We start from the raw sequence: 26522 nt of genomic DNA on the forward strand, positions 1-26522 counted from the left end.
CGTCTTTGATAGCCTGAAAGCCCGCCGCCATGTCCGACCTCGAACACACCCCAGACAGCATCACCATCGCCCGTCCCGACGACTGGCATTTGCACCTGCGCGACGGCGCCACCCTGGCCAGCGTGCTGCCGCATAGCGCGCGCCAGTTCGGCCGCGCCATCGTGATGCCCAATCTGAAGCCGCCTGTCACCACCACCGCCGCTGCCGAGGCTTATCGCAGCCGCATCATCGCGGCCCTGCCGGCTGGCATGAAGTTCGAGCCGCTGATGACGCTCTACCTGACCAACAACACGCCGCCGGACGAGATCCTGCGCGCCCAGGAAAGCGGCATCGTCCACGCGGTCAAGCTGTATCCGGCCGGCGCCACCACCAACTCGGACGCCGGCGTGACCGACCTGTCCAACTGCTACAAGACGCTGGAGATGATGCAGGAAGTGGGCATGCCCTTCCTGGTCCACGGCGAAGTCACCGACCAGGACATCGACCTGTTCGACCGCGAAGCCGTCTTCATCGAACGCGTGATGCGTCCGCTGCGCCGCGACTTCCCGGCGCTGAACATCGTCTTCGAACACATCACCACCAAGCACGCCGCGCAGTACGTGGCGGAAGCCGAAGGCCCGATCGCCGCGACCATCACCGCGCATCACCTGCTGTACAACCGCAACGACATCTTCAAGGGCGGCATCCGTCCTCACTACTACTGCCTGCCGGTGCTCAAGCGCGAAGAACACCGCCTGGCGCTGGTCACGGCCGCCACCAGCGGCGACGAGCGCTTCTTCCTCGGCACCGACTCCGCGCCGCACGCGCAGGGCGCCAAGGAAGCCGCCTGCGGCTGCGCCGGCTGCTACACCGCGCTGCACGCGATGGAGCTGTATGCCGAAGCCTTCGAACGCGCCGGCGCGCTGGACAAGCTGGAAGCCTTCGCCAGCTTCAACGGCCCGGCCTTCTACGGCCTGCCGCGCAATACCGACACCATCACGCTCAAGCGCGAGCAATGGACGCTGCCGGAAACCCTGCCGCTGGCCGACCAGCATGTGGTGCCGCTCAACGCCGGCGAAACCATCAACTGGAAAATGGTATAAGCAGTGCTGCAAGCGATAGACTGGCCGCGTCCGTGGTACGACTCGATACGCGCCGCGGCCGGCCAGCTGTCGGCGGACGTGCCCTTCATGGACACGTTCAATGCGCGAGCCGCCACACTGGGCTTGCGCAATCACCTGGACTTGCCGATCTCCTTCGTGCCGCAGGAATCCCTGCCTGACGGCACCGCCTATGAAGCCTTTATCGGCGCCACCGGCTGCGTGCCCACGCGGGACAATCTGCACGACTTCTTCAACGGCCTGGTATGGCTTAGCTTCCCGCGCATCAAAGTGCAGCTGAACGCCTTGCAGGCGGCGCAGATCGCGCTGGACGGCGTCGGCAAATCGCGCGGCCCCGCGCGCGACGGCGCCACCATCTTCGACGAGAACGCCGCGCTGCTGGTGGTGCGCGACAGCGCCGCCGGCCACGCCTTGATCGCCGCCTTGCGCGATCATCAATGGCGCGCAGCCTTTGTCGAGCAGCGCGCCAGCTTCGGGCCGGAGGCGCAGGTCTGGCTGTTCGGCCACGCGCTGATGGAGAAGCTGGTCGCACCGCGCAAGGCGATCACCGCCCACACACGGGTGGTTGTGGCGGGCGACGATTTCTTCACGATGGACCACGACGCCCGCCGCCACTGGATCGACGCCAAGGTGGCGCAGGAGCTGGCCGAGCATGGCCTCAGCACCGCCGACTTCATGCCGATGCAGGCGCTGGGCGTGCCGGGGTGGTGGCCGGATCAGGACGACGCGTTCTACGACGACGCAACGGTGTTCCGCCCCAAGCGCGCACCGGCGGTAAAATAGATTTTCAACCGACTTCGCCGCCGACGCGGCAGAAAGAGCACGCCATGACGCAGGTAATTCGTTGGGGGATACTCGGCACCGGCAAGATCGCCAAGGCCTTCGCCACCGCTTTGCAGGACACGCCCGGCGCCAAGCTGGCCGCCGTTGCTTCGCGCAGTGTAGATAGCGCTACCAAGTTCGGCGCCGAATACGGTGCGGAACGTTCGCATGGCAGCTATCAGGCGCTGGCGGATGATCCCGAGGTCGATGTCATCTACATCGGCACGCCGCACCCCATGCATCACGAGAATGCGCTGATGTGCCTCCACGGCGGCAAGGGCGTGCTGGTGGAGAAGTCGTTCACCATGAACCGCCGCCAGGCCGAGGACATCATCAACCTGGCCCGCCAGAAGAAGCTGTTCGTCATGGAGGCGATGTGGACGCGCTTCATGCCGGCCGTGGTGGAGGCCAAGCGCATCGTCGACAGCGGCGAGATCGGCGTGCCGGCCAATGTCAGCGCGGATTTCGGCTTTACCTCGGACGCGGGACCGGAGCACCGCCTGTTCGCGCCGGAGCTGGGCGGCGGCGCGCTGCTGGACCTGGGCATCTATCCCTTGTCGATGGCGTCGTTCTTCCTTGGTCCGGTCACGGGCGTGAAGGCGCAGGCGGAGATGGCCGCCACCGGCGTCGACATGCAGACCGCGTTCACTCTGGTGCACAAGGACGGCGGCGTATCGTCGTGCGCGTGCAGCCTGCGTTCGCGCACGCCGACCGAGCTGACGATCTCCGGCACCAAGGGTTTCGTGCGCCTGCACGACCGCTTCCACAACACCGAGACCATCACCGTCACGCTGGTGGACGGCGCCTCGCGCAGCGAGCGCACCATCAACCTGCCTCGCAGCGGCAACGGCTACACGCATGAAGCGCAGGAAGTGGGGCGCTGCATCCGCGCCGGCCTGATCGAAAGTCCGGTGATGCCGCACGAGGAAACGCTGTCCATCATGGGCACGCTGGACGCCATCCGCGCGCAGATCGGCCTGAAATACACCTTCGACATTTAGGGCCTTCAAGCGCGGGTTGCGGGAACTGGTTAGAATCGACAGATGTCGTTTCCACAATCAGGACCCTATCATGTTCGTCGCCACCCGCGCTCCCTCTCTTAAAACCGTCCTGCTGGCCAGCGGCGTCGTCCTGACGCTGGCGATGGGCGTGCGCCACGGCTTCGGCTTCTGGATGCAGCCTATCTCGCAAGCCAACGGCTGGACGCGTGAAACCTATTCGCTGGCGCTGGCTTTGCAGAACCTGTTGTGGGGCGCGTTCGGCCCGTTCGCCGGCATGGCGGCGGACCGCTTCGGCACCATGCGCGTGGTACTGGTGGGCGCGGTCAGCTACATGGCGGGGCTGGTGTGGATGGCGCTGGTGACGCAGCCCACCTTGTTCGTGATCGGCTCCGGCGTCTTCATCGGACTGGGGCTGGCGTGCACCGCGTTCGGCGCGGTTAGCGGCATCATCGGCCGCGTGGCGCCGATGGAAAAGCGCTCGTGGGCGTTCGGCATCTCCGGCGCGGCCAGCTCCTTCGGCCAGTTCCTGATGATGCCGGTCGAGCAGCAGCTGATTTCCGCAGTCGGCTGGCAGCAGGCCTTCTATTTGCTGGCCGCGCTGGTGGTGCTGCTGATGATACCGATGTCCTTCCACCTGCGCGAGCCTGCGGTGGAGCATAGCGGCCCGCAGCAAAGCGTGCGCGAGGCGATGAGCGAGGCCGTGGGCAATCGCTCCTTCCTGTTCCTGGTGGCTGGCTATTTCGTGTGCGGCTTCCAGCTGGTGTTCATCGGCGTGCACATGCCGGCCTACTTGAAGGACAAGGGCATCGCCAGTCCGGGCGTGGCGGTGCTGGCGCTGGCGCTTATCGGCTTGTTCAACATCTTCGGTTCCTACTACGCGGGCAAGCTGGGTGGACGCTTCCCCAAGCGCTACCTGCTGTCGTCGATTTACTTCACGCGCGCCGTCGTCATCGGCCTGTTCCTGCTGGCGCCATTGACGCCGTACTCGGTGTACGTGTTCGCGGCGGCGATAGGCTTCATCTGGCTGTCGACGGTGCCGCTAACGAACGGCATCATCGCCGGCATCTTCGGCGTCAAGCACATGTCGATGCTGGCGGGTGTGGTGTTCTTCTCGCACCAGGTGGGCAGCTTCATCGGCGTGTGGCTGGCCGGCTACCTCTTTGCGAAGCTGGGCAGCTACGACATCGTGTGGGGCATCGCGATTGGACTGAGCGTGATGGCCGGCTTGATCAACCTGCCGATCAACGAGCGCGCCCTGGAGCGGGGCGAGCTGAAAGCGGCCTAGCCATGAAAACCTGGCTGCTCCGCGCAGCCGGCGCCGTGGTGCTGGCGCTGGTGTTCATGGCCTATCTGACGCCGGATTTCATGCTGGACCTCGCCAACCGCATCTATCTCTGCTTTTAGACCTTGAGGAACTCTTCGCGGCCGCCGAGCCAGCGGGCCAGGTGGGCTTCGACGGTGGCGGCTTTTTCCGGGGTGTCGGCGTGGAGCAGGTCGTGGGCGACATCGCGCGCCTGGTCGACCAGCCAGCCGTCCGTTTCCAGATCGGCGAAGCGCAGCATCGCCTGGCCCGATTGACGGGCGCCGAGGAATTCGCCGGGACCACGGATCTCCAGGTCGCGCCGAGCGATCTCGAAGCCGTCGGTGGTTTCGCGCATCGTCATCAGGCGCTGCTTGGCGACGCCTCCCAACGGGCTTTGATACAGCAGCAGGCACACCGAGGCCGCCGTGCCCCGGCCCACGCGTCCGCGCAGCTGGTGCAGCTGCGACAGGCCGAAACGCTCCGCATGCTCGATCACCATCAGCGACGCATTCGGCACGTCCACGCCCACTTCGATCACGGTGGTCGCGACCAGCACCTGCATTTCGTTGGCGCTGAAGGCGTCCATCACCACTTGCTTCTCGGCCGGCTTGAGGCGGCCATGTACCAAGCCCACGTTCAGGTCCGGCAGGGCTTCGGCCAATAGCGCGTGGGTGTCGGTGGCGGTTTGCAGTTGCAGCGCTTCCGATTCCTCGATCAGCGGACAGACCCAGTAGATCTGCCGTCCCTCCAGCGCCGCCGCGTGCACACGCTCGATCACTTCGTCGCGCCGGTTCTGGTCGACAGCGCGCGTGACGATGGGGCTGCGGCCCGGCGGCAGCTCATCGATCACCGATACTTCCAGGTCGGCGTAGTAGGTCATCGCCAGCGTGCGCGGAATGGGCGTGGCCGACATCATCAGCTGGTGCGGGATCGCGCCTTCAACGCCCTTGTTGCGCAGGGTGAGCCGCTGGCCCACGCCGAAGCGGTGCTGCTCGTCGACGATCACCAGTCCCAGGTTGGCGAAGTTCACCGCTTCCTGGATCAGCGCGTGCGTGCCGATCACCAGCTGCGCTTCGCCCGATTCGATCAGCGCATACGCGGCCAGCTTGTCCTTCTTCTTCAAGCTGCCCGTCAGCCACGCGACCTTGACGCCCAATGGCTCCATCCACGCGGCGATCTTGCGGAAGTGCTGATCGGCGAGGATTTCGGTGGGCGCCATCAGCGCGGCCTGGAAGCCGCTGTCGATCGCCTGCGCGGCCGCCAGCGCCGACACCACCGTCTTGCCGCTGCCGACGTCGCCCTGCAGCAGCCGCTGCATCGGATACGGATGGCGCAGGTCGGCGCGGATTTCGTTCAGCACGCGCTGCTGCGCGCCCGTCAGCTTGAACGGCAGCGCGGCCTGGAAGCGTTCGGACAACTGGCCGACCGTCTTCAGCGCCGCCGCGCCCTTGGAGCGGCGCGCCCGCTGCGCGCGTTTCAGCGACAGCTGTTGCGCCAGCAGCTCGTCGAACTTCATGCGCGTCCACGCCGGATGCGAACGGTCGGCCAGCGCATGCTCGTCCACTTGCTGCGGCGGGTAGTGCAGCAGCTTCACGGCCGGCTCAAAATCGGACAGCTGCATCGCGGCGCGCAGATCGGCCGGCAGCGTATCGGTCCAGTCGACCCGCTTCATGGCGTCGCCGATGGCACGCCGCAGTATCGGCTGCGACAGGCCTTCGCCCGACGGATACACGGGCGTCAAAGAGGTCGGCAGCGGCGCGCCCTCGTTGACCACCTTGTAGGCCGGGTGCACCATCTCGGCGCCGAAGAAGCCGTGTTTCAGTTCACCGCGCGCGCGTACCCGCGTGCCTTCGGCCAGCTGCTTGACCTGGCTGCCGTAGAAGTTCATGAAGCGCAGCTGCAGGTCGCCGCTTTCGTCGGCGATGTGCACCAGCAGCTGCTTGCGCGGTTTGTAGGTGATCTCGTTCTTGACCACCACGCCCTCGACCTGGGAGGTCTCGCCGCCGTGCAGGCGGGCCTCTTCGATGGTGATAACCTGGGTTTCGTCCTCGTAGCGCATGGGCAGGTGCAGCACCAGGTCCATATCGGTGTGCAGGCCTAGCTTGGCCAGCTTGGCTTCCGGGCTGACTGTCTTTTTGACGGGTTTGGAGGTTGAAACAGGCATATTGGAGCGTTTTTCGGGCACTAGCGTAAAATAGAGGGTTGGCCGCAGCAAAGCAACGCCGGTATTGTACGACTTGCACCGCCATCGGGCCTACCCGAATTTTCTTCAACAGTTTCCAGAAGTCCGCCCATGTATTCGCTTTCCGATTTCGATTTTAACTTGCCGCAAGAGCGTATTGCGCAATTCCCGCTGCCAGACCGCAGCGCTTCCCGCCTGCTGCACCTGGACGGCGCGCAGATCATCGACCGCCAGTTCGCCGACATCGTCGGCCTGCTGCAGGCCGGCGACCTGCTGGTGATGAACGATACCCGCGTGCTGAAGGCGCGCTTCTTCGGCGTCAAGGAAAGCGGCGGCAAGATCGAGGCGCTGGTCGAGCGCGTGCTGGACAACCGCACCGTGCTGGCCCAGGTACGCGCCTCCAAGTCGCCCGGTCCCGGCGTCAAGATCCGCCTGGCCGACGCCTTCGACGTCACCGTCGGCGAGCGTGCGGGCGAGTTCTACACCCTGCATTTCGACGCCGACGTGTTCGACCTGATCGAAGCGCACGGCCGCCTGCCGCTGCCGCCGTACATCGAGCACGACGCCGACTCCTTCGACGAAAACCGCTACCAGACGGTGTTCAACAAGGTACCGGGCGCGGTGGCCGCGCCGACCGCCGGCCTGCACTTCGACGAGAAGCTGCTGGCCGAGCTGAAGGCCAAGGGCGTCAACTTCGCCTACGTCACGCTGCACGTGGGCGCCGGCACCTTCCAGCCGGTGCGCGCCGAGGTACTGGCCGAGCACAAGATGCACACCGAGTGGTACACCATGCCGCAGGAAACCGTCGATGCCGTGCGCGCCACCCGCGCCGCCGGCCGCGATGTGGTGGCGGTCGGCACCACCAGCCTGCGCGCGCTGGAATCGGCGTCGCAGAGCGGCCAGCTGGAGGCGGGCAGCGCCGACACCGCGCTGTTCATCACGCCCGGCTACCAGTTCAAGACGGTCACGCGTCTGATCACCAATTTCCACCTGCCGAAGTCGACCCTGCTGATGCTGGTGTCGGCCTTCGCCGGTTTTGAAGAGATCCGCAAGGCCTACGCCCACGCGATCGCCAATGAATACCGTTTCTTCAGCTATGGCGACGCCATGCTGCTGACGACGCAAGCACGAGCAAAATAAGGAACAATATGCTGGAATTTAAACTGCACAAGACCGATAGCAGCGGTCTGACCAAGGCCCGCCGCGGCGAAGTCAAACTGAACCACGGCGTGGTCCAGACCCCGATCTTCATGCCGGTCGGCACCTACGGTTCGGTCAAGGCGATGTCGCCGCTGGAGCTGAAGGAAATCGATGCCCAGATCATCCTGGGCAACACCTTCCACCTGTGGCTGCGCCCGGGCAACGACGTGATGGCCAAGTTCGGCGGCCTGCACGACTTCATGGGCTGGGACAAACCCATCCTGACCGATTCCGGCGGCTTCCAGGTGTTTTCGCTGGGCGCGATGCGCAAGATCACGGAAGAGGGCGTGCACTTCAACTCGCCGATCAACGGCGACAAGCTGTTCCTGTCGCCGGAAGTGTCGATGCAGATCCAGCGCGTGCTGAACTCCGACATCGTCATGCAGTTCGACGAATGCACGCCTTATGAAATCGACAACCGCCCGGCAACTCTTGATGAGGCGGCAAAGTCGATGCGCATGTCCTTGCGCTGGGCGCAACGATCGATGGATGAATTCCACCGCGGCGAGAACCCGAACGCGCTGTTCGGCATCGTCCAGGGCGGCATGTTCGAGAACCTGCGCGACGAATCGCTGGCCAAGCTGGAAGAGATCGACTTCCCTGGCCTGGCCATCGGCGGCCTGTCGGTCGGCGAGCCGAAGGAAGACATGATGCGCATCCTGGCCCACGTGGGCCCGAAAATGCCTGCCAACAAGCCGCACTACCTGATGGGCGTGGGCACGCCGGAAGACCTGGTCAACGGTGTTTCCAACGGCGTCGACATGTTCGACTGCGTGATGCCGACCCGTAACGCCCGCAACGGCTGGATCTTCACCCGCTTCGGCGACGTGAAAATCAAGAACGCCCGTTACAAGGAAGACAAGGAACCGCTGGACAGCACCTGCTCCTGCTATGCTTGCCGCAACTTCTCGCGCGCCTACCTGCACCACCTGAACCGCACCCAGGAAATCCTCGGCGCGCGCCTGAACACCATCCACAATCTGCACTACTACCTGGACATCATGCGCCAGATGCGCGAGGCCCTGGATGAAGACCGCTTCCACGCCTGGACCCTGCAATTCCACGCCGACCGGGCGCGCGGCGTCTGACATTAACTAAAAGTGTTGTAAGTCTTGTAAAAAGATTTATGCCACCCACATAGCCGGAAGACCTAGCGCCTTCCGGCCAGTGCTAGAATACAGCGCTATTTTTTCAAACTATTATCGGAGTCACCTGTGTTCATTTCCAACGCTTACGCCCAATCGGCTTCCCCACTCGACGCACTCGGCCTGGGCGGCAACCTCGGCAGCTTCCTGCCGCTGATCCTGATGTTCGTCGCGATGTACTTCCTGATGATCCGTCCTCAGCAGAAGCGCGCCAAAGAACAGAAGGCCATGATGGAAGCGCTGGCCAAGGGCGACGAAGTCGTCACCGCCGGCGGCGTGCTGGGCAAGGTCTCCAAAGTGACCGACCTGTACGTGACCCTGGAAATCTCCAGCGGCGCCGAAATGACGGTGCAGAAGAACTCCGTCACCATGCTGCTGCCTAAGGGCACGCTGAAGGCGCTGTAATCTGGTCCCGGCCCGCACTGCGCGGGCCGTATTGCATCCGACGCCTAACACTGAACGTTGAACAATATGAATCGCTATCCTCTCTGGAAATACATACTGATCGTAGTCGCCGTCCTGCTGGGCGCGCTGTACACCGCGCCCAACTACTACGGTGAATCGCCTGCGGTTCAAGTCACGAGCGGCAAATCGACCGTCAAGATGTCGTCCGAAATGAGCGCCAAGGTGGAAGCGGTGCTCAAGGGCGCCAACATCGCCTACAACGGCATCGCCTTCGACGGCACCGGCACCTACGCTTCCGTGCGCGCCCGCTTCGCCGATCCGGACACCCAGTTCCGCGCCAAGTCGGTGCTGGAAAAAGGTTTGAACGCCGATCCGGCCGATCCGACCTACCTGGTCGCGCTGAACCTGCAAAAAGATACGCCTAAATGGATGCAAGCCCTGCATGCGCTGCCGATGTACCTCGGCCTCGACTTGCGCGGCGGTGTGCACTTCCTGATGCAGGTCGATACCAAGGCCGTGCTGACCAAGCGCGTGCAAGGCATCCAGGCCGCATCGCGCAGCCTGCTGCGCGACAAGAACGTGCGTCACGCCGGCATCGACCGCGTGGGCGACACCATTGAAATCAAATTCCGCGACGACGCTACCCGCCAGAAGGCCAAGGACGTACTGCAAGGCCAGATGACCGACCTGCTGTTCGTCGATGCCGGCGAAGGCGATGCGCTGAAAACCACGGTCAGCCTGAAGCCGGTCGCGCTCAAGCAGACCATCGACGACGGCGTCAAGCAGAACATCTCCACGCTGTCCAAGCGCGTGAATGAGCTGGGCGTGGCCGAGCCTATCATCCAGCAGCAAGGCCCTGACCGCATCGTGGTCCAGCTGCCTGGCGTGCAGGACGTGGCGCGCGCGCGCGCCGTGATCGGCCGCACCGCGACGCTGGAAATCCGCATGGTCGACGAGACCATCACGCCGGGCACCGAAATGACGGCGGCGATTCCGTTCAACTCGGAGCTGTTCACCGTCGGCAAGGCCGTGCCTGTGGTGCTGACCAAGGACGTGGTACTGAGCGGCGACTACATCTCCAGCGCCACCGCCACCTACGACCAGAACCAGCAGCCAGCGGTCAGCATCGACCTGAATGGCGACGGCGGCCGCAAGATGCGCGACGCCACCCGCGAACGCGTGGGCAAGAAGATGGCCATCGTGCTGTTCGAAAAAGGCAAGCCGGAAGTGCTGTCGGTCGCCACCATCCAGAGCGAACTGGGTAGCCGCTTCCAGATCACCGGCATGGGCAATGCGGAGAACTCCGCCGAGCTGGCGCTGCTGCTGCGCTCCGGCGCGCTCTCCGCACCGATGGACGTGATCGAAGAACGCACCATCGGCCCGCAACTGGGCGCCGAGAACATCAACAAGGGTCTGCATTCGACGATGTACGGCTTTGCCGCCATCGCCATCTTCATGATCGCCTACTACATGATGTTCGGTTTCTTCAGCGTGCTGGCCCTGGCCTGCAACCTGTTGCTGCTGCTGGCATTGCTGTCGCTGATGCAGGCGACCCTGACCCTGCCTGGTATCGCCGCTATCGCGCTGGCGCTGGGTATGGCGATTGACGCCAACGTGCTGATTAACGAGCGTATCCGCGAAGAGCTGCGTTCCGGCGCCACGCCGCAGGCGGCCATCGCGGCGGGCTTCGACCGCGCATGGGCCACCATCATCGACTCCAACGTGACCACGCTGATCGTCGGTATCGCCCTGTGGGTGTTCGGTTCCGGTCCTATCCGCGGCTTCGCCGTGGTGCACTGCCTGGGCATTCTGACCTCGATGTTCTCCGCCGTGTTCATCTCGCGCGGTGTGGTCAACCTCTGGTACGGCCGCAAGAAGAAGCTGCAATCGATCGCCATCGGTACCGTTTGGGTACCGGGTTTGAAATAACTCAGGGGTTCACATGGAATTTTTCCGCATCAAAAAAGACATACCGTTCATGCGCCACGCGCTGGTGTTCAACGTGATTTCCGCGTTGACCTTCGTCGCGGCCGTGTTCTTCCTGATCCACAAAGGCCTGCACTTGTCGGTGGAATTCACCGGCGGCACCGTGATGGAGCTGAAGTACCAGCAGCCTGCAAAGCTGGAGCAGATCCGTCACTCGCTGGAGAAGATCGGCTACGAGCAGCCGGAAGTGACCAGCTTCGGCACCGCGCATGACGTCATGCTGCGCCTGCCGGTGATCAAGTCGGTCACTTCGAAGGATGCGTCGCTGCTGGTGTTCAACACGCTGTGCGCGGCCGAGCAGGGCGCCACCAAGCAGATCGACACCGTGAGCGCCAAGGGCGAGCACGTGGTCAAATCCGCTTGCACGGACGCTGCCGGCGTTGAAACCGTCGCGCTGCAAAAAGTCGAATTCGTCGGCCCGCAGGTCGGCGACGAACTGGCGCAGAACGGCTTGAACGCACTGGTGATGGTGATCATCGGCGTGATGATCTACCTGGCCGTGCGCTTCGAATGGAAATTCGCCGTGGCGGCCATCGTCGCCAACTTGCACGACGTGGTCATCATCCTCGGCTTCTTCGCCTTCTTCCAGTGGGAGTTCTCGCTGACGGTGCTGGCGGCGGTGCTGGCGGTGCTGGGCTACTCGGTCAACGAATCGGTGGTTATCTTCGACCGTATCCGCGAAAACTTCCGCAAGCAGCGCAAGGCGTCGGTGCATGAAGTGATCGACAACGCGATCACCTCGACCATCTCGCGTACCATCATCACCCACGGCTGCACGCAGATGATGGTGCTGTCGATGCTGTTCCTGGGCGGTCCTACGCTGCACTACTTCGCCATCGCGCTGACCATCGGTATCTGCTTCGGTATTTACTCGTCTGTGTTCGTGGCCGCCGCAGTGGCCATGTGGCTGGGCGTGAAGCGTGAAGACCTGATCAAGCCTATCAAGGAAAAAGACGAAACCGATGGCGCTGTAGTGTAAAACAACGTTATTGAATCGATAGTGGAATCCCCCAGCGCTTACGCCTTGGGGGATTTTTTTATGTCTGGACAAAGGCGACTACAAGAATACGGGATCAGCGCCCCGTTCTGATCATGTCGTACAGCGCCTGCGCGGCCGGCGACAGATGGCCGGCCTTGCGGGTGATGAGCACCAGCTGGCGCGAGATGGTCGGCTCCTTCAGCGTGATGATGCGCAGGCGCGGATAGCTGCCCTTGAGGATCGCCAGCCTTGGCACGATGGCGGCGGCGATGCCCGATGCCACCAGCCCCACCGCCGTCGCGCTGCGCTGCACGTCGTACTGGAATTGCAGGTTCAGGTCCGCACTCTTGTCGCCCAGGTAGCTGTCGAGCAGCGCGCGGTTGCCGTTGACGTCGCCCGAGAAGATCAGCGGGTAGGGCTGGATCTGCGTCCATGTCAGCGAGCGCCGCTTCGCCAGCGGATGATCGTCGCGGCACACCAGCACGAACTGGTCCTCCAGCAGCGGCACCGACACCAGGTCGGGATGCATGCTGCCCGCCAGGCTGATGCCGAATTCCGCTTCGCGCCGCTGCACCGCCTCCGCCACGCGCGACGAGGCGTGGTCGAGGATCTTGATGCGGTTGTCGGGGAAGCGCGCCGTGTACGCCTGGATCACCTGCGGCAGATACTGTATGCCCACCGTCGGCACGCAAGCCAGCGCCACGTCGCCGCGCTGCGCCTTGCCCGTCTCGCGTATCTCGCTCAAGGTCGACGACAGCTCCTGCAGCAGACGCCGCGCCTGCGGCAGGAAGTCCTCGCCGATGCTGGTCAGCGCGATGGAGCGCGTGGTGCGTTCGATCAGCATCACGCCCAGGAAGTCCTCCAGGTTGCGCAAGCGCTGCGTAACGGCGGTCTGCGTGATGTGCAGCGTCTCCGCCGCTTTTTGAAATCCACCGAAGTCCGCAATCGCGACAAATGCCTGCACGCCGAGTATGTCGATTTTCATCAGAAAAATGAATGTATGGTCCAAATAAATTCATTGTACTTATATTTCTCCGAGGCGGAAAATTCTTCCCATCGAAACCGAAGGAGAAGATCATGCCGCTATCAACCATATTCCTGGTGTTTTCCAGGCTGGCGCTGATGGGCTTTGGCGGCGTGATGCCGTTCGCCTACCGGGCGCTGGTCGAGCAGCGCAAGTGGCTGACGGCCGAGGAGTTCGCGCAGTACCTCGCCACCAGCCAGATGCTGCCCGGCCCCACCATCTGCAACGTCGCGCTGATGGTGGGCAGCCGCTACGCCGGCACGCGCGGCGCGCTGGCGGCATTGGCCGGCATGATCGCCGGTCCCTTCCTGGTGGTGGTCGCGCTGGGCGTGGCGTACCAGCGCTTTGGCGAGATCGAGGTGTTCCGCCACGCGATACGCGGCATGGCCGCAGTCGCGGCGGGCCTGATCCTGGCGACCGCCGTGAAGATGGCCAAGTCCCTGTTCGCCAAGGCCGACTGGCACGCACGCGGCACGCTGCTGCAACTGGCCTTGCTGGCGCTGGCCTTTGTCGGACTGGGCCTGCTGCAATGGCAGCTGGCGCTGGTGTTCGGTCTGCTGGCGCCGCTGGGCGCGGGTGCGTTTTATTTGGTGGGAGAGAAAAAATGAACGAGCAATCTCCGGTGACGGAACTGTCGCTGCATATCGCGGTGATGTCCTTGATGGCAGTGGGCGGCGGCGTCGTGCTGCTTGGGCCGCAGGTGGGGCATTACGTGGTCGACGCCAAGCAGTGGTTGAGCAACGAGCAGTTCGCGGCGGCGTATGCGATAGCGCAGGCGGCGCCCGGTCCCAATCTGCTGTTCGTATCGCTGGTGGGCTGGCTGATCGCCGGCTGGGCCGGCGCCATCTGCACCACGCTGGCGGTGCTGCTGCCTTCCACGCTGCTGACGCTGGCCGCGATCCGCTTGCAGGCGCGGCATGCGGGCGGGCGGTTGACGCGGGCGCTGGGCAATGCCTTCGCACCGATCTCGATAGGCTTCCTGGCCGCCACCGCGTGGCTGTTCACGCGCATCTCCAATGTCGACATCCAGGCCGACGCGCTGACGCTGGCGGCCGCGCTCATACTGCTGCGTTCCAAAATCAATCCGGTGATATTGATCGCCGCCGGCGCATTGGCCGGTGCGCTGCGCCTTATCTGAGCGAGTGCGGCGTCGAACGTGAGCGCAAGCGCAGCGACGCCGACGGGCATTGGCCGAACAGCTTGCGGTAGTCGCTGGAAAACTGGCTGAAGTTGCTCAATCCCCAGGAGCCGGCCACGTCGCCGATGGCGCCGCCGTCCTGCAACTGCCGCCGCACGCCGTTCAGGCGCACCATGCGCAGGTAGAGCATGGGGCTCATGCCCAGCACGTCCTCGAAGCAGTACTGCAATGTGCGGCGGCTGACGTGCACGCGCTCGCACAGCTCCGGCACGGTGATCGATTCGCTGCGGTGCGCCATGATGTACTCGCGCGCCAGTGCGACCACGTGGCGGCGCCGTTGCAGGCTGGCGGCCAGCGCCGGCTCCACGCAGCTGTGGTCCAGCATGTCGAGCAGGGCGCTCAGCACCGTCTCCTGCCATTGGGCCATGCCTTCGGCGCAGCCCAGGCCTTCGGCCGGCAGCAACTGACCCAGCACGTGCAGGCAGCGGGCCTGCGCCTGCGCATCCACCTGCAACAGTTCGGCCGACTGCACGCGCTGCCAGTCGATCTCGCAGCCGTAGCGCCGCGCCGTCTCCACCAGCAGCTCGCGGCTGGCGACGATGCCATAGATGCTGTAGGCGCTCGGTGTTACCAGTTCGAACTCAACGTTGCCTGGCTGCACCATAATCCAGTCGGCGGCGGTCTGGCGGCCGTTGATGCGGGTGGCGGCGCCGTGGTCCGGCAGGCCGAACCAGATGGCGTCCGGCCACACGCGGCAGGATTGGCGCACCGACTGGCTCAGGCTTTCGCGGAACACTTGCAGCTGCGGCAGGCGCAGTTCGGTCAGCGCGCCACGGAACAGGCCGGAGCTGATCTGGTCATAGCTTTGTTGCCAGTTGGTGAGCTTGCTGGCCAATTCGTCGGCGTCGTGCGCCATCACAGTGCGCAAATCTGGCGCACTGTGTAACAACTCTGTCGCAGTCTGGTGCATATTATTCTTCTCCCACTGTTGTTATTTCTTCCCTTGGCCGCCAGCCCCTCGCAAGTTTGCCGATTTTCGATAACGCTGGCATTTGGCTGGCTCCTATACTCGATTCTGCTGCAACTTCCATACCAGACGCGCTTTACCTTAGGGAGAATCACATGAATGCAAAACAGGCGGCCGGGCAACCGGCGCTGCAACAGTCGCTAGGCACCTTCCAGTTGTGGGGCATCGCGGTAGGCCTGGTGATCTCGGGCGAGTACTTCGGCTGGAGTTACGGCTGGGCCTCGGCGGGGACGCTGGGCTTTACCATTACCGCGCTGTTCATCGCGGCCATGTACGCCACCTTCATCTTCAGCTTCACCGAGCTGACCACGTCGATCCCGCATGCGGGCGGTCCGTTCGCCTACAGCAAGCGCGCCTTCGGCCCGACCGGCGGCTACCTGGCCGGCGCGGCCACGCTGATCGAGTTCGTGTTCGCGCCGCCGGCGATTGCGCTGGCGATCGGCGCCTACCTGAACGTGCAGTTCCCGACAGTCGATCCGAAGACGGCGGCGGTCGGCGCCTATGTGGTGTTCATGATGCTGAACATCGTCGGCGTGCAGGTGGCGGCGACCTTTGAATTGCTGATGACGCTGCTGGCCATCTTCGAGCTGCTGGTGTTCATGGGCGTGGTGTCGCCCGGCTTCTCGGTGGCGAATTTCGTCAAGGGCGGCTGGTCCGGCCAGGACAGTTTCAGCATTGCCTCCATCCCCGGCATGTTCGCGGCGATTCCGTTTGCGATCTGGTTCTTCCTGGCGATTGAAGGCGTGGCCATGGCGGCCGAGGAAGCCAAGGATCCGAAACGCTCCATCCCCATCGCCTACATCGCCGGCATCATTACGCTGGTGCTGCTGGCTATCGGTGTGATGGTGTTTGCCGGCGGTGCAGGCGACTGGACCAAGCTGGCCAACATCAACGACCCGCTGCCGCAGGCCATGAAGATCATCGTCGGCGAGAACAGCAACTGGCTGCACATGCTGGTGTGGCTGGGCCTGTTCGGTCTGATCGCTTCCTTCCACGGCATCATCCTCGGCTATTCGCGCCAGATCTTTGCACTGGCACGCGAGGCTTACCTGCCGCATTACTTCGCCAAGATCCATCCACGTTTCAAGACGCCGCACCGCGCCATCCTTGCGGGCGGCGTGATCGGCATCGCTGCCATCTATAGCGACGAGCTGATCAAGATCGGCGGCCAGACCCTGACCGCCAACATCGTCACCATGTCGGTGTTCGGTGCGATCACGATGTACATCCTCAGCATGCTGAGCCTGTTCAAGCTGCGCCGCACGGAGCCGAACATGGTGCGTCCTTTCCGCGCGCCGTTCTATCCGCTGTTCCCGGCCATCGCGCTGGCCGGCGCCCTGGTCTGCCTGGTGACGATGGTGTACTACAACCCGCTGATCTTCGGTGTGTTCGTCGCCTTCCTGGCGGCCGGCTATGTGTTCTTCCTGGCCACCAAGGGCAACCGCCAGCAGCACGCGGCTTTCGACGCCGTCTAACTTTCCAATTACGGAGCTTCATCCATGTCCAAAAAACTCTTCTCCATGCTGGCCGCGGCCGGTTGCCTGGCTTGCGCCGCTGGCGGCGCGCTGGCTGCCGACGCGGCGCCGGCGGCACCGGCCCCTGATTGGACCAACACCGGCAACCTGACGCTGGTGTCGGACTACCTGTTCCGCGGCATTTCGCAGACGCAGGCCAAGCCCACCGCGCAAGCCACGCTGGACTTTACGCATGTCAGCGGCTTCTACCTGGGGCTGTTCGGCTCCGGCGTCTCGCACGCGGCCTACAACAACGGCAGCGGTTCGGAGATCGACGTCTACGGCGGCTACCGCTACCCGCTGAGCGAGGGCAACAATATCGACGCCGGCCTGGTCACCTACTGGTATCCGGGCGCGCACTACGCGGCGGGCGGCAAGGACATCAAGTACCATACCCAGGAAGCCAAGCTGGGCGTGAACATCGGCGCCTTCAATGCCTACGCCTGGGTGGCGCTGAGCGAGTACTGGTTCGGCTTCGCCGTGCAGCCGGACAGCGGCAAGCTGGCCAACACGCGCGGCACCGCCTATGTCGAGGCGAACTGGAATCCCGAGCTGGCGCCGGGCCTGGTGCTGAACCTGCACGCCGGCCGCCAGCAGGTGCGCAATATGAGCGATTTCAATTTCTTCGACGTCAAGGCCGGTGTGACCAAGACCATCGACAGCTGGGCGTTCTCGGCGGCGGCCACCTACAATAGCGGCGACGCCAGCAAGAACGGCACGCCGTTGTGGACCTTCTTCAACGCCGACGGCAGCGGCAAGAACGTGGCACAGAAGCGCCTGGTCCTGACGGCCGCGCGCAACTTCTAGAGCACCGGCATCATCGGGAGAGTACGGCCATGAGCAGCTTTGCACATACGGTAGGCAGCAGGACTTATCAGTTCCGCGACCTGAAGGACTTGATGGCGAAGGCGACGCCGGCGCGTTCCGGCGACTATCTGGCGGGGCTGGCGGCGGCCAGCGCCGAGGAGCGGGTGGCGGCGCAGATGGCGCTGGCCGAGCTGCCGCTGACACTGTTCCTCAACCAGATGGTGGTGCCGTACGAGCAGGACGAGGTGACGCGGCTGATCATCGACGATCACGACCGCGCCGCCTTTGCCCGCATCGCCCACCTGACCGTGGGCGACTTCCGCAACTGGCTGCTTGGCGACGCCGCCGATGAGGCGGTTCTGGCCGCCGTCGCTCCGGGCATCACGCCGGAGATGGCGGCGGCCGTTTCCAAGATCATGCGCATCCAGGACCTGATCCTGGTGGCGAAGAAGTGCCGTGTCGTCACGCGCTTCCGCAACACCATCGGCCTGGCGGGACGCATGGCCACGCGTTTGCAACCGAACCACCCGACCGACGACGCCACCGGCATCGCCGCCAGCGTACTGGACGGCCTGCTGTACGGCAGCGGCGACGCGGTGATCGGCATCAACCCCGCCACCGACAACGTGCCGCAGGTGATCAAGATCGTCACCATGCTCGACGAGATTATCGACCGCTACGGCATCCCCACGCAATCGTGCGTGTTGACCCACGTGACCAACACCATCGCCGCCATCGAGCGCGGGGCGCCTATCGACCTGGTGTTCCAGTCGATCGCCGGCACCGAGGCGGCCAACGCCAGCTTCGGCATCAACCTGGCCCTGCTGGCGGAGGCGCAGCAGGCGGCGCTGTCGCTGCAACGCGGCACTGTGGGCAACAACGTCATGTATTTTGAAACGGGGCAGGGCAGCGCGCTGTCGGCCAACGCCCATCACGGCGTCGACCAGCAGACCTGCGAGACGCGCGCCTACGCGGTGGCGCGCAAGTTCCAGCCGCTGCTGGTCAATTCGGTGGTCGGCTTCATCGGCCCCGAGTACCTGTACGACGGCAAGCAGATTGTGCGCGCCGGGCTGGAGGACCACTTCTGCGCCAAGCTGCTGGGCCTGCCGATGGGCTGCGACGTCTGCTACACCAACCACGCCGAGGCCGACCAGAACGACATGGACATCCTGCTGACCCTGCTGGGCACGGCCGGCTGCACCTTCGTCATGGGCATCCCGGGCTCGGACGACATCATGCTCAACTACCAGACCACCTCCTTCCACGACGCGCTTTACGCGCGCCGCGTGCTGGGCCTGAAGCCGGCGCCGGAATTCGAGGCCTGGCTGAAGCAGATGGAAATCTTCACCGGCGACGAGTGCGCTACACTGGGCAATGCGCTGCCGGCATCCTTCCAGCGCGCGCTGTCGAGTCTGAACTGATGGGAACCCGCATGAACGACGCCGAGCATATGCTTCCGGCCACCAGCGACGGCGCCAGCGAGGACGGCGTCGTCACCGCCAATCCGTGGCGTTCGCTGCGGCGCTTCACGGCGGCGCGCATCGCGCTGGGGCGCAGCGGCGTCAGCCAGCCGACCGCGCCGCAACTGGAGTTCCAGCTGGCCCATGCGCGCGCACGCGACGCCGTGCACCTGGCGCTGGACCACGCCGCACTGGGCGACGCCCTGCAAGCCTCCAGCGGCTTGCCCTGCCTGCCGCTGCACAGCGCCGCCGCCAGCCGCGACATCTATCTGCAACGCCCCGACTTGGGGAGGCGTCTGAACGAAGACTCACGCCAGGCGCTGCTGGAGCGCGCATCCGATCCGGCCGGCTATGACCTGGCTTTCGTCATCGCCGACGGCCTGTCGGCGCTGGCCATCGAACAGAACGCCTTGCCCTTCCTGAAGGTTCTGATGGCGCGCCTGGCCGCCGAGTCGTGGACGCTGGCGCCGCTGTCCATCGTGCGCCAGGGGCGGGTGGCGGTGGGCGACGAGGTGGGCGAGTTGCTGGGCGCGCGCGCGGTGGTGGTGCTGGTCGGCGAACGCCCCGGCCTGAGCTCGCCGGACAGCATGGGCCTGTACCTGACCTGGGCGCCGAAGAGCGGCCTGACCGACGCCGCCCGCAATTGCATCTCGAATGTACGGCCTGCGGGCTTGACCTACGACGACGCAGCCTTCAAGCTTCACTACTTGCTGTCCGAGTCGCGCCAACGCCAGTTGTCCGGCGTCGCGCTCAAGGATGAAACAGCCACCGACAACACCACGCTGGACGCACCGCAACGCAACTTCCTGCTCGACCTCGACTAGTCGGCGGGCGGACGTCCCGCCGACCGACAAATGAGAGAGCAACGATGAGCCGTACCGGCCGACTTTTCCTGCTGATGGATGCGATGCGCGGCTACCGCCGTCCCGTCACCGCCGCTCGCCTGGCCGAGCAGCTGGGCGTATCCGAACGCACCATCTACCGCGACATCCAGACCCTGTCCGGCCTGGGCGCGCCGCTGGAGGGCGAGGCCGGCGTCGGCTACATGCTTAAGGCCGGCTTCTTCCTGCCGCCGCTGATGTTCGGCGCCGACGAGCTGGAGGCGCTGGTGCTGGGCGCGCGCTGGGTGCGCCGGCAGGGCGACGATGCGCTGGCCGCCGCCGCCAACAACGCGCTGGCCAAGATCGCCGCCGCCACGCCGAAAGACCTGCGCGACGATATGGCCGAAACCAGCCTGTGGGTGCCGCTGGGCCAGGACCAGGATACCGCCAGCGATGTCCATGTGCGGCCGGTGCGCGAGGCGATACGCTACCAGCACCGGCTGCGCATGTCCTACCAGGACGAGCAGGGCAAGCCGTCGGATAGGGTGGTGTGGCCGTTCGCGCTGGCCTTCCTGGAGGGCAAGCGGCTGCTGGCCGCGTGGTGCGAAATGCGCATGGCCTTCCGCCATTTCCGCATCGACCGTATTGCAGGCGTAGAATCGTTGGGCGTGCGTTATCCGGCCCGTCGCAGCGACTTGCTGAAGACCTGGCGCCAACAGCAGAACCTGCGCGAAGACTACTGACAAAAACTGTCGCGGCCCGGTCGTACGATGAAGTCCTCAACTCACCTGATGGAGACTTTCAAATGCGCTTATACCACCACCCTGCTTCCGCCAACTCGCGCCGCGTGATGCTGGCCGCGATCCACATGGGCACGCCGCTGGACGTGACCGAAGTCAATCTGATGAGCCAGGAAGACCGGCGCCGCCTGGAGACGCTCAACCCGAACTGCATGGTGCCGGTGCTGCAGGACAGCGACTTTATCCTGTGGGAATCTTGCGCCATCATGCAGTACCTGGCCGACCGCACCCTGGGCCAGACGCTGTATCCGGACGACATCGTGCAGCGTGCCGACATCAACCGCTGGATGCTGTGGGCTTGCCAGCATTTTTCGCCGGCGCTGGGCATCATCGTCTGGGAAAACATCTGGAAGGGCATCACCGGCGGCGGCATGCCCGACCAGGCGGAACTGGACAAGGGCGCACGGCTGGTGGCGCGTTTCGGCGCCGTGCTGGAGCAGCATCTGGCGGGGCGCGAGTGGGTTGCCGGCGACAAGCTGAGCCTGGCGGATCTGGCGGTGGCCGCGCCGTTGATGTACATCGAGCAAGCTAAATTGCCTGTCACCCAATATCCGAAGATGATGGCGTGGCTGGGCCGGATTCAGCAGCTGGATGCGTGGAAACAATCGGAACCGGTGTGGTGATAGAAAAATGCGCTTATATGTGAACTGGCGCACAGAGCGAGCGGGACGGGAAGGGTACTCTGGGTACGTCTCCTCTGGAGGAGATCCCTAGTTTTGGACTTTGCCCGCTCCCCAGCGGGCTTTTTTTTGTTCAGAGCATCAGCACCGCGTACAGCGACTGCACCTCGTTGGCCGATTCGCTCATGATGGCGTGCAGCGTGCCTTCGCCGATCACGAAGTCGATGGTGCGCGCACCCTGCAGCGTGGTCGCGCCCGGACGCTGGTACAGCGGCGAGTGCACCGGCGACAGATCGTTGGCCAGCAGCAGCGTGTCGCCCAGGGTTTCCGGCGGCAGCGCGCGCAAGCCTATCCACATCGATTCGATTGCCTTGTAGACGCCGTCCGGCACGCCCAGCTTGGTCAGCACGCCGCGGCCTATTTCCACCTCGCCATGCTCGACCCAGTCTTCCGGCTCGCCGTCCATCACTTCCGGGAAGTCGCCGGCGCAGGACAGCATGTAGAAGCCCGCCACCTCGTGCATGATGCCGGCGAACAGCGCCGTATCCGGATCGACGTGCGTGACCCGGCGCGCGATCACTTGCGACAGGGCCGCCACGTGCGCCGTGTGTTCCCACAGTTGATTGATTTTGGCTTGCAGGCCGGGATCGGTAACCTGGCTGCCGATCTGGCGCACGATCAGCGCCGCCACCAGCGATTGCAGGGTGCGTACGCCCAGGCGCTGCACGGCGGCGCGCACGCTGGAGATTTCAGTACCGGATCGGTTGTAGGCCACCGAGTTGGCGATGGCGACGCTGCGCGCCGCCAGCAACGGGTCTGCCTGGATCAGCTTGGCTGCCGCTTCGACGTGGCAGTCGGGATCGCTCAGCGCCTGCTGCAGGCGCAGCGAGGCGTTGACGTTGGCCGGGAACGAGAGCTCCCCCCGGCTCGCCTGAGCAGCAATAGTCTTGAAGGCGTCGAGTCTGTCCATTGCAAAAAATTATACTCGGAATATTGCCGTGTGGCACTTCTTCTGAAAATACTTTTGCGCGACACAACAAGCCGCCTTCAGCGCAGATTACTGCTCGCTGAAGATGGCGTCGCAGCCGTCTTGCGTGGCGTCGGTGTCTTGCAGTTCGTCGGTCAGGCCCAGGTCGAACAGTTCTTCGATGGCGTTCATGAAGCTGTTGTGCTTGGTCGCGCCGATCAGGCGGTAGATTTCGCCGTCTTCGTTGCGTACGCCGATGATCAGTTTTTCCTGGCGCACTTCGTCAGGCGTCGCCTGGTTCAGCAGCAGGTTGCCGATGATGTGTTTGTCGAATTTGGCAGGCTTTTTGCCTTCGAGCAGAGTCGTTTTCAAATGATTTCCTTGGTTGAGTCGTGGGTGGACGGGCATTCGGTATGGCCGGCCGTAATCACAGTTTTAAGTTCGGACAGCGTTTTTTCAAGGGCGGCGAAATCGTCTTCGCTGTAATGCGCGAACACTTTCCCGCTTTCCCCGACGACTTTCGGGAAGACCGTGCAAAACACCTGCTCGCCTTCCGCCGTCAGCCGGACAAAGAAGGAACGTTTGTCGCAGTCGTTGCGCTGACGTTCCACCAGGCCTTTTTGCTCCAGCCGTTCGATCACGCCGGTCAGCGTGCCCTTGGTGATCAGCGTCTTGTCGCCCAGTTCTTTATAGGACATGCCGGGCGTATTGCCCAGCGTGGCGATGATATCGAACTGGGCGTGCGTCAAGCCGCTCTGGCGCACATACTGGCCAGAGAGCCGTTCATAGCTCTGTAAGCAATCGGCCAGCAGCCGGATGCTTTTCAAAAAACGTTCACCCATAGACTGTGATTATAGCCGGTTCGCACCGGCAATCCTGGCCGGGACTATAATGGCGGACGGACATTCATAATAAAAAAACCATGCCTCAACACTTGCGCGGCATTGCCGCTTTGCTCATCGTGACCCTGGTATGGGGCACGACTTTCCCCGCGATGAAGGACATGACCGGCTACCTGTCGGCCAGCTGGATCGTGCTGTGCCGCTTCGCGCTGGCCGGCGTGCTGTTGCTGCCGTTTATGTGGCGCGCCAAGTGGAACGATATCCGCTGGGGCATCATCGCCGGCGCGGTGTTGTTCCTGTGCTACGTGTTCCAGATCGAGGGGCTGGCGCTGACCAGTTCCAACCGCAACGCCTTCGTCACCGGCCTGAACGTGCTGGTGCCGCCGCTGCTGGGCGTGCTGATGGGCGCGCGGCTGGAGCGCCGCATCGTCGTCGCGCTGGTGCTGGCGCTGGCCGGCCTGTTCGCGCTGTGCTGGGAGGGCAGCTTCACCTGGGGCCGCGGCGATACGCTGGCGCTGCTGTGCGCGCTGTTCTTCGGCATCTACGTCAAGCTGATGGAAACCACCACCCGCAAGGTCGACAAGCTGATGGTACTGACCGCTTCGCAGATCTGGACCGTGGCCGTGTGCGCCGCCGTGTGGCTGCTGATCCGCGAAGTGCCGCTGGGCTTTGCCGAGCGCAGTCAGGATTTGCCCGATTACGTCAGCTACATCTGGAAGGGCTTGCAGATGTACGGCCTGAACCTGGTCTACCTGGGCGTGGTGGCCACGGCTGCCATCATTTCGCTGCAAACCTGGGGCCAGAGCCACAGCAGCGCCAACGAGGCGGCCGTGATCTATGCGTTCGAACCGGGCTGCGCGGCGATCTTCGCCTATTTCTGGCTGGGCGAGACGCTGGCCTGGAACGGCTTGCTGGGCGCGGCGCTGCTGATTTCCGGCATGATCGTCAGCCAATGGAGCACCGAGCGGCCCGCCGCCGCGCTGGCTCCGGAGTAGAGGTCCGATGTCTTTCGATAATTTATCCCGCGTCACACAAGAGCGGCCGCTGCGCATGCTGCTGGTGAACGCGGGCGAAGCCGATGCGATCACCTGGGCCGGCCTGGTGCAGCCGCTGCGCCTGGCCGCCGCCACGCTGGGCCGCGACGTGCTGCATCTGGAAACCATGACGCCGGCGCAAGTGGTGCTGGCGCAGCCGGGCTGGCACATCGCGCTGCTGGTGGCCGATGAGGGCCAGGCGCCGATGGCCCCGGAGCTGAGCCGCGCCGTCATCGAGCGCTGCCGTTCGGCCGAGTACTGGGGCGGTGTCGGCGCAGGCGTGCTATGGCTTGCCACCGCCGGCTTGATGGCGGGCGTGCGCATCGCCTTGCCATGGGCGCTGTATGCCGACACCGAGGGCATCTCCGAACGCGCCATCCTGACCCCGCACCTGTTCGAACTGGACGGTCGCCACCTGAGCTGCTGCGGCGGCGCCGCCAGCATCGACTTTTCGCTGACCATGATCGAGCACCTGTTCGGCGCCACCGTGCAAGCCACCATCAAGGAAAGCCTGTGCATCGAGCGCGTGCGCGGCCACGAGGAGCGCCAGCGGGTCGCCCTGCAGGCCCGCTTCGGCGCCTTGCAGCCGCGCCTGTCCGAGGCGGTGACGCTGATGGAAACGAATATCGAGGAACCGCTGTCCACCGACGACATCGCCAACCTGGTCGGCCTGTCGCGCCGCCAGCTGGAGCGCTTGTTCAAGCAGTACCTGGGCAGCCTGCCGTCGCGCTACTACCTGGAGTTGCGCCTGCAACGCGCCCGGCAGTTGCTGCTGGAAACCAATCATTCCATCGTGCAGGTGGGGCTGATGTGCGGGTTCTCGTCCGGCTCGCACTTCTCGACCGCCTTCGGCGCCTTGTTCGGCAACACCCCGCGAGAAGAGCGGCAACGCAAGCTGAGTCCACCTGTATAGGCTAGTCGTTCTGACAAGCTTACTTTGCGGCCAAAAGTGAAAATCCTTGTCGCCATTTGAAAAGAGTTTTAGCATGCCGCTTTTTATAATGGGTCCACGCGGTGCTGTGCCGCGCCTTACCCAACATTAATAGGGAATGCCATGAACGCCAAGCTCGATACGACCGTCACCACCCGTCCTGTAACTCGTCAGACCTTTGATGAAGTTCTGGTGCCAACCTATGCACCAGCAGCGATGGTACCGGTCCGAGGCTCTGGTCTGGACCTGTGGGACCAGAATGGCAAGCACTACCTGGACTTCACCTCCGGCATCGCCGTCGCATCGCTGGGCCACTGCAACCCGGCCGTGGTCGAAGCGCTGACCCGCCAGGCCAACACCCTGTGGCACCTCGGTAACGGCTACACCAACGAGCCAGTGCTGCGCCTGGCCACCGCGCTGACCGAAGCGACCTTCGCCGACCGCGCCTTCTTCTGCAACTCCGGCGCCGAAGCCAACGAAGCCGCACTGAAGCTGGCCCGTAAATACGCCCACACCAAGTTCGGCGCGCACAAATCGCGCATCGTGTCGTGCTACCAGTCGTTCCACGGCCGCACGCTGTTCACCGTGTCGGTCGGCGGCCAGTCCAAGTACACCGAAGGCTTCGAGCCGCTGCCGCCAGCGATCGAACACGTCACCTATAACGACATCGAGTCCGCACGCGCCGCCATCGGCGACGACGTCTGCGCCGTGATCGTCGAACCGCTGCAAGGCGAAGGCGGCGTGGTCCCGGGCGACAAGGCCTTCCTGCAAGAGCTGCGCGACCTGTGCACCAAGACCGGCGCCCTGCTGATCTTCGACGAAGTGCAATCGGGCATGGGCCGCACCGGCGACCTGTTCCACTACATGACCTACGGCATCACCCCGGACATCCTGACCGCCGCCAAGGCGCTGGGCAACGGCTATCCGATCGGCGCCATGCTGACCACCGACGAACTGGCCAAGACGCTGGGCGTGGGCACCCACGGCACCACCTACGGCGGCAACCCGCTGGCCGCGACCGTGGCGCTGACCGTGCTGGACACGATCAACCAGCCAGCCTTCCTGGCCCGCGTCAAAGAAGCCAGCGCCAAGCTGCGTTCGACGATGGAAAAACTGGTGGCCGACTACTCGCAGGTGTTCACGCTGGTGCGCGGCGCCGGCCTGCTGCTGGGTCTGGTCGTGACCGATGCCTGGAAAGGCCGTTCGAAAGACATCCAGCGCGCCGCTGAAGCCAACGGCCTGATGGTGCTGATCGCCGGCATGGACGTGGTGCGCCTGGCGCCTGCGCTGATCGTGACCGACGCCCAGATCGCCGAAGTCGACCGCATCCTGCGCCTGTCGCTGGACGGCATGATCAAGGCTGCTTAAACAGCACCTACGGCGGCGGACCTGGTTCCGCCGCCTTTCATTTCAG

At 64.2% G+C, this 26522-nt stretch carries 26 protein-coding genes; 20 read left to right on the forward strand and 6 right to left on the reverse strand.

Going from position 1 to position 26522, the window contains the following annotated elements; all coding sequences use genetic code 11:
* The first annotated feature begins 29 nt into the window (after positions 1 to 29).
* The 4 genes from pyrC to GEV01_RS25470 all read left to right on the forward strand — a co-directional run bounded on the left by pyrC (position 30) and on the right by GEV01_RS25470 (position 4208).
* On the forward strand, positions 30 to 1082 hold the full coding sequence (pyrC, locus tag GEV01_RS25455) for a dihydroorotase (protein WP_152808401.1): 1053 nt from the start codon (positions 30 to 32) through the stop codon (positions 1080 to 1082).
* A 3-nt stretch (positions 1083 to 1085) separates the two neighbouring features.
* Positions 1086 to 1883 carry a DUF3025 domain-containing protein gene (locus GEV01_RS25460; RefSeq protein WP_328595620.1) on the forward strand — a complete coding sequence of 266 codons (798 nt, stop codon included), beginning with the start codon at positions 1086 to 1088 and terminating at the stop codon, positions 1881 to 1883.
* A gap of 44 nt (positions 1884 to 1927) precedes the next feature.
* The gene (locus tag GEV01_RS25465) at positions 1928 to 2923 is read left to right on the forward strand and encodes a Gfo/Idh/MocA family protein (RefSeq protein ID WP_152808403.1); all 996 of its coding nucleotides are present in this window, start codon (positions 1928 to 1930) and stop codon (positions 2921 to 2923) included.
* 70 nt (positions 2924 to 2993) lie between these two features.
* The gene (locus tag GEV01_RS25470; RefSeq protein ID WP_152808406.1) at positions 2994 to 4208 is read left to right on the forward strand and encodes an MFS transporter; all 1215 of its coding nucleotides are present in this window, start codon (positions 2994 to 2996) and stop codon (positions 4206 to 4208) included.
* Positions 4209 to 4323: 115 nt separating this feature from the next.
* Here the strand turns inward: GEV01_RS25470 and recG are convergent, their stop codons facing one another.
* Positions 4324 to 6390 (reverse strand): ATP-dependent DNA helicase RecG, encoded by a 2067-nt coding sequence (recG, locus tag GEV01_RS25475; protein ID WP_070272269.1) that lies wholly within the window; start codon positions 6388 to 6390, stop codon positions 4324 to 4326.
* A gap of 129 nt (positions 6391 to 6519) precedes the next feature.
* On the opposite strand from recG, the gene queA reads away from it, so the two are divergent.
* The 5 genes from queA (at position 6520) to secF (ending at position 12123) form a co-directional block, all read left to right on the forward strand.
* Complete coding sequence (queA, locus tag GEV01_RS25480) at positions 6520 to 7548, forward strand: tRNA preQ1(34) S-adenosylmethionine ribosyltransferase-isomerase QueA (RefSeq protein WP_070272270.1); 1029 nt, start codon at positions 6520 to 6522, stop codon at positions 7546 to 7548.
* Between the two features lie 8 nt (positions 7549 to 7556).
* Positions 7557 to 8696: a tRNA guanosine(34) transglycosylase Tgt gene (tgt, locus tag GEV01_RS25485; protein WP_008452978.1), complete on the forward strand. Its 1140-nt coding sequence runs from the start codon at positions 7557 to 7559 to the stop codon at positions 8694 to 8696.
* 126 nt (positions 8697 to 8822) lie between these two features.
* Positions 8823 to 9158, forward strand: coding sequence for a preprotein translocase subunit YajC (yajC, locus tag GEV01_RS25490; RefSeq protein WP_328595621.1), 336 nt, complete (start codon positions 8823 to 8825; stop codon positions 9156 to 9158).
* A 66-nt stretch (positions 9159 to 9224) separates the two neighbouring features.
* Positions 9225 to 11087 (forward strand): protein translocase subunit SecD, encoded by a 1863-nt coding sequence (secD, locus tag GEV01_RS25495; RefSeq protein ID WP_152808408.1) that lies wholly within the window; start codon positions 9225 to 9227, stop codon positions 11085 to 11087.
* A gap of 13 nt (positions 11088 to 11100) precedes the next feature.
* Positions 11101 to 12123, forward strand: coding sequence for a protein translocase subunit SecF (gene secF, locus GEV01_RS25500; protein WP_152808410.1), 1023 nt, complete (start codon positions 11101 to 11103; stop codon positions 12121 to 12123).
* A gap of 94 nt (positions 12124 to 12217) precedes the next feature.
* On the opposite strand, the gene GEV01_RS25505 is transcribed toward secF, so the two are convergent.
* Positions 12218 to 13108, reverse strand: coding sequence for a LysR family transcriptional regulator (locus GEV01_RS25505; protein ID WP_152808411.1), 891 nt, complete (start codon positions 13106 to 13108; stop codon positions 12218 to 12220).
* Between the two features lie 92 nt (positions 13109 to 13200).
* Here GEV01_RS25505 and GEV01_RS25510 point away from each other — a divergent pair, with 92 nt between their 5' ends.
* Positions 13201 to 13755 (forward strand): chromate transporter, encoded by a 555-nt coding sequence (locus GEV01_RS25510; protein ID WP_152808413.1) that lies wholly within the window; start codon positions 13201 to 13203, stop codon positions 13753 to 13755.
* The gene (locus GEV01_RS25515) at positions 13752 to 14285 is read left to right on the forward strand and encodes a chromate transporter (RefSeq protein WP_152808415.1); all 534 of its coding nucleotides are present in this window, start codon (positions 13752 to 13754) and stop codon (positions 14283 to 14285) included. Before GEV01_RS25510 ends, GEV01_RS25515 begins: the two co-directional genes overlap by 4 nt.
* Here the strand turns inward: GEV01_RS25515 and GEV01_RS25520 are convergent.
* The gene (locus tag GEV01_RS25520) at positions 14278 to 15201 is read right to left on the reverse strand and encodes a helix-turn-helix domain-containing protein (RefSeq protein WP_235914584.1); all 924 of its coding nucleotides are present in this window, start codon (positions 15199 to 15201) and stop codon (positions 14278 to 14280) included. The two genes, GEV01_RS25515 and GEV01_RS25520, sit on opposite strands and share 8 nt — an antisense overlap.
* A 206-nt stretch (positions 15202 to 15407) precedes the next feature.
* Between GEV01_RS25520 and eat the strand changes: the two genes are divergently transcribed.
* The 6 genes from eat to GEV01_RS25550 all read left to right on the forward strand — a co-directional run bounded on the left by eat (position 15408) and on the right by GEV01_RS25550 (position 21337).
* Positions 15408 to 16787: an ethanolamine permease gene (gene eat / locus GEV01_RS25525; RefSeq protein ID WP_152808420.1), complete on the forward strand. Its 1380-nt coding sequence runs from the start codon at positions 15408 to 15410 to the stop codon at positions 16785 to 16787.
* 24 nt (positions 16788 to 16811) lie between these two features.
* A complete protein-coding gene (locus tag GEV01_RS25530; protein WP_152808422.1) occupies positions 16812 to 17633 on the forward strand; it encodes a TorF family putative porin in 822 nt (273 codons plus the stop codon).
* Positions 17634 to 17662: 29 nt separating this feature from the next.
* Positions 17663 to 19054 carry an ethanolamine ammonia-lyase subunit EutB gene (locus GEV01_RS25535; RefSeq protein WP_152808425.1) on the forward strand — a complete coding sequence of 464 codons (1392 nt, stop codon included), beginning with the start codon at positions 17663 to 17665 and terminating at the stop codon, positions 19052 to 19054.
* An 11-nt stretch (positions 19055 to 19065) separates the two neighbouring features.
* Entirely contained in the window at positions 19066 to 19917 is an 852-nt protein-coding gene (eutC, locus tag GEV01_RS25540; protein ID WP_152808427.1) for an ethanolamine ammonia-lyase subunit EutC, read from the forward strand.
* A 44-nt stretch (positions 19918 to 19961) separates the two neighbouring features.
* Positions 19962 to 20657: a helix-turn-helix transcriptional regulator gene (locus GEV01_RS25545; protein ID WP_152808429.1), complete on the forward strand. Its 696-nt coding sequence runs from the start codon at positions 19962 to 19964 to the stop codon at positions 20655 to 20657.
* Positions 20658 to 20719: 62 nt separating this feature from the next.
* Positions 20720 to 21337: a glutathione S-transferase family protein gene (locus tag GEV01_RS25550; RefSeq protein ID WP_152808431.1), complete on the forward strand. Its 618-nt coding sequence runs from the start codon at positions 20720 to 20722 to the stop codon at positions 21335 to 21337.
* 130 nt (positions 21338 to 21467) lie between these two features.
* Here GEV01_RS25550 and GEV01_RS25555 read toward each other — a convergent pair whose 3' ends face one another.
* The 3 genes from GEV01_RS25555 to GEV01_RS25565 all read right to left on the reverse strand — a co-directional run bounded on the left by GEV01_RS25555 (position 21468) and on the right by GEV01_RS25565 (position 23143).
* A complete protein-coding gene (locus GEV01_RS25555) occupies positions 21468 to 22304 on the reverse strand; it encodes an HDOD domain-containing protein (protein WP_152808433.1) in 837 nt (278 codons plus the stop codon).
* An 87-nt stretch (positions 22305 to 22391) separates the two neighbouring features.
* Positions 22392 to 22673, reverse strand: a complete 282-nt coding sequence (locus GEV01_RS25560; RefSeq protein WP_008452944.1) for a hypothetical protein — start codon at positions 22671 to 22673, stop codon at positions 22392 to 22394.
* Positions 22670 to 23143, reverse strand: a complete 474-nt coding sequence (locus GEV01_RS25565; RefSeq protein ID WP_008452943.1) for a MarR family winged helix-turn-helix transcriptional regulator — start codon at positions 23141 to 23143, stop codon at positions 22670 to 22672. Before GEV01_RS25565 ends, GEV01_RS25560 begins: the two co-directional genes overlap by 4 nt.
* Before the next feature lie 80 nt (positions 23144 to 23223).
* On the opposite strand from GEV01_RS25565, the gene GEV01_RS25570 reads away from it, so the two are divergent.
* The 3 genes from GEV01_RS25570 (at position 23224) to astC (ending at position 26476) form a co-directional block, all read left to right on the forward strand.
* Positions 23224 to 24138: a DMT family transporter gene (locus GEV01_RS25570; RefSeq protein WP_152808435.1), complete on the forward strand. Its 915-nt coding sequence runs from the start codon at positions 23224 to 23226 to the stop codon at positions 24136 to 24138.
* A gap of 7 nt (positions 24139 to 24145) precedes the next feature.
* Complete coding sequence (locus tag GEV01_RS25575; RefSeq protein WP_152808437.1) at positions 24146 to 25090, forward strand: GlxA family transcriptional regulator; 945 nt, start codon at positions 24146 to 24148, stop codon at positions 25088 to 25090.
* Positions 25091 to 25231: 141 nt separating this feature from the next.
* Positions 25232 to 26476 carry an acetylornithine/succinylornithine family transaminase gene (astC, locus tag GEV01_RS25580; protein WP_152808439.1) on the forward strand — a complete coding sequence of 415 codons (1245 nt, stop codon included), beginning with the start codon at positions 25232 to 25234 and terminating at the stop codon, positions 26474 to 26476.
* Positions 26477 to 26522: the final 46 nt, after the last annotated feature.

It is taken from the genome of Rugamonas rivuli, assembly GCF_009380165.1.
In the GTDB taxonomy this organism is placed as follows: domain Bacteria; phylum Pseudomonadota; class Gammaproteobacteria; order Burkholderiales; family Burkholderiaceae_D; genus Rugamonas; species Rugamonas rivuli.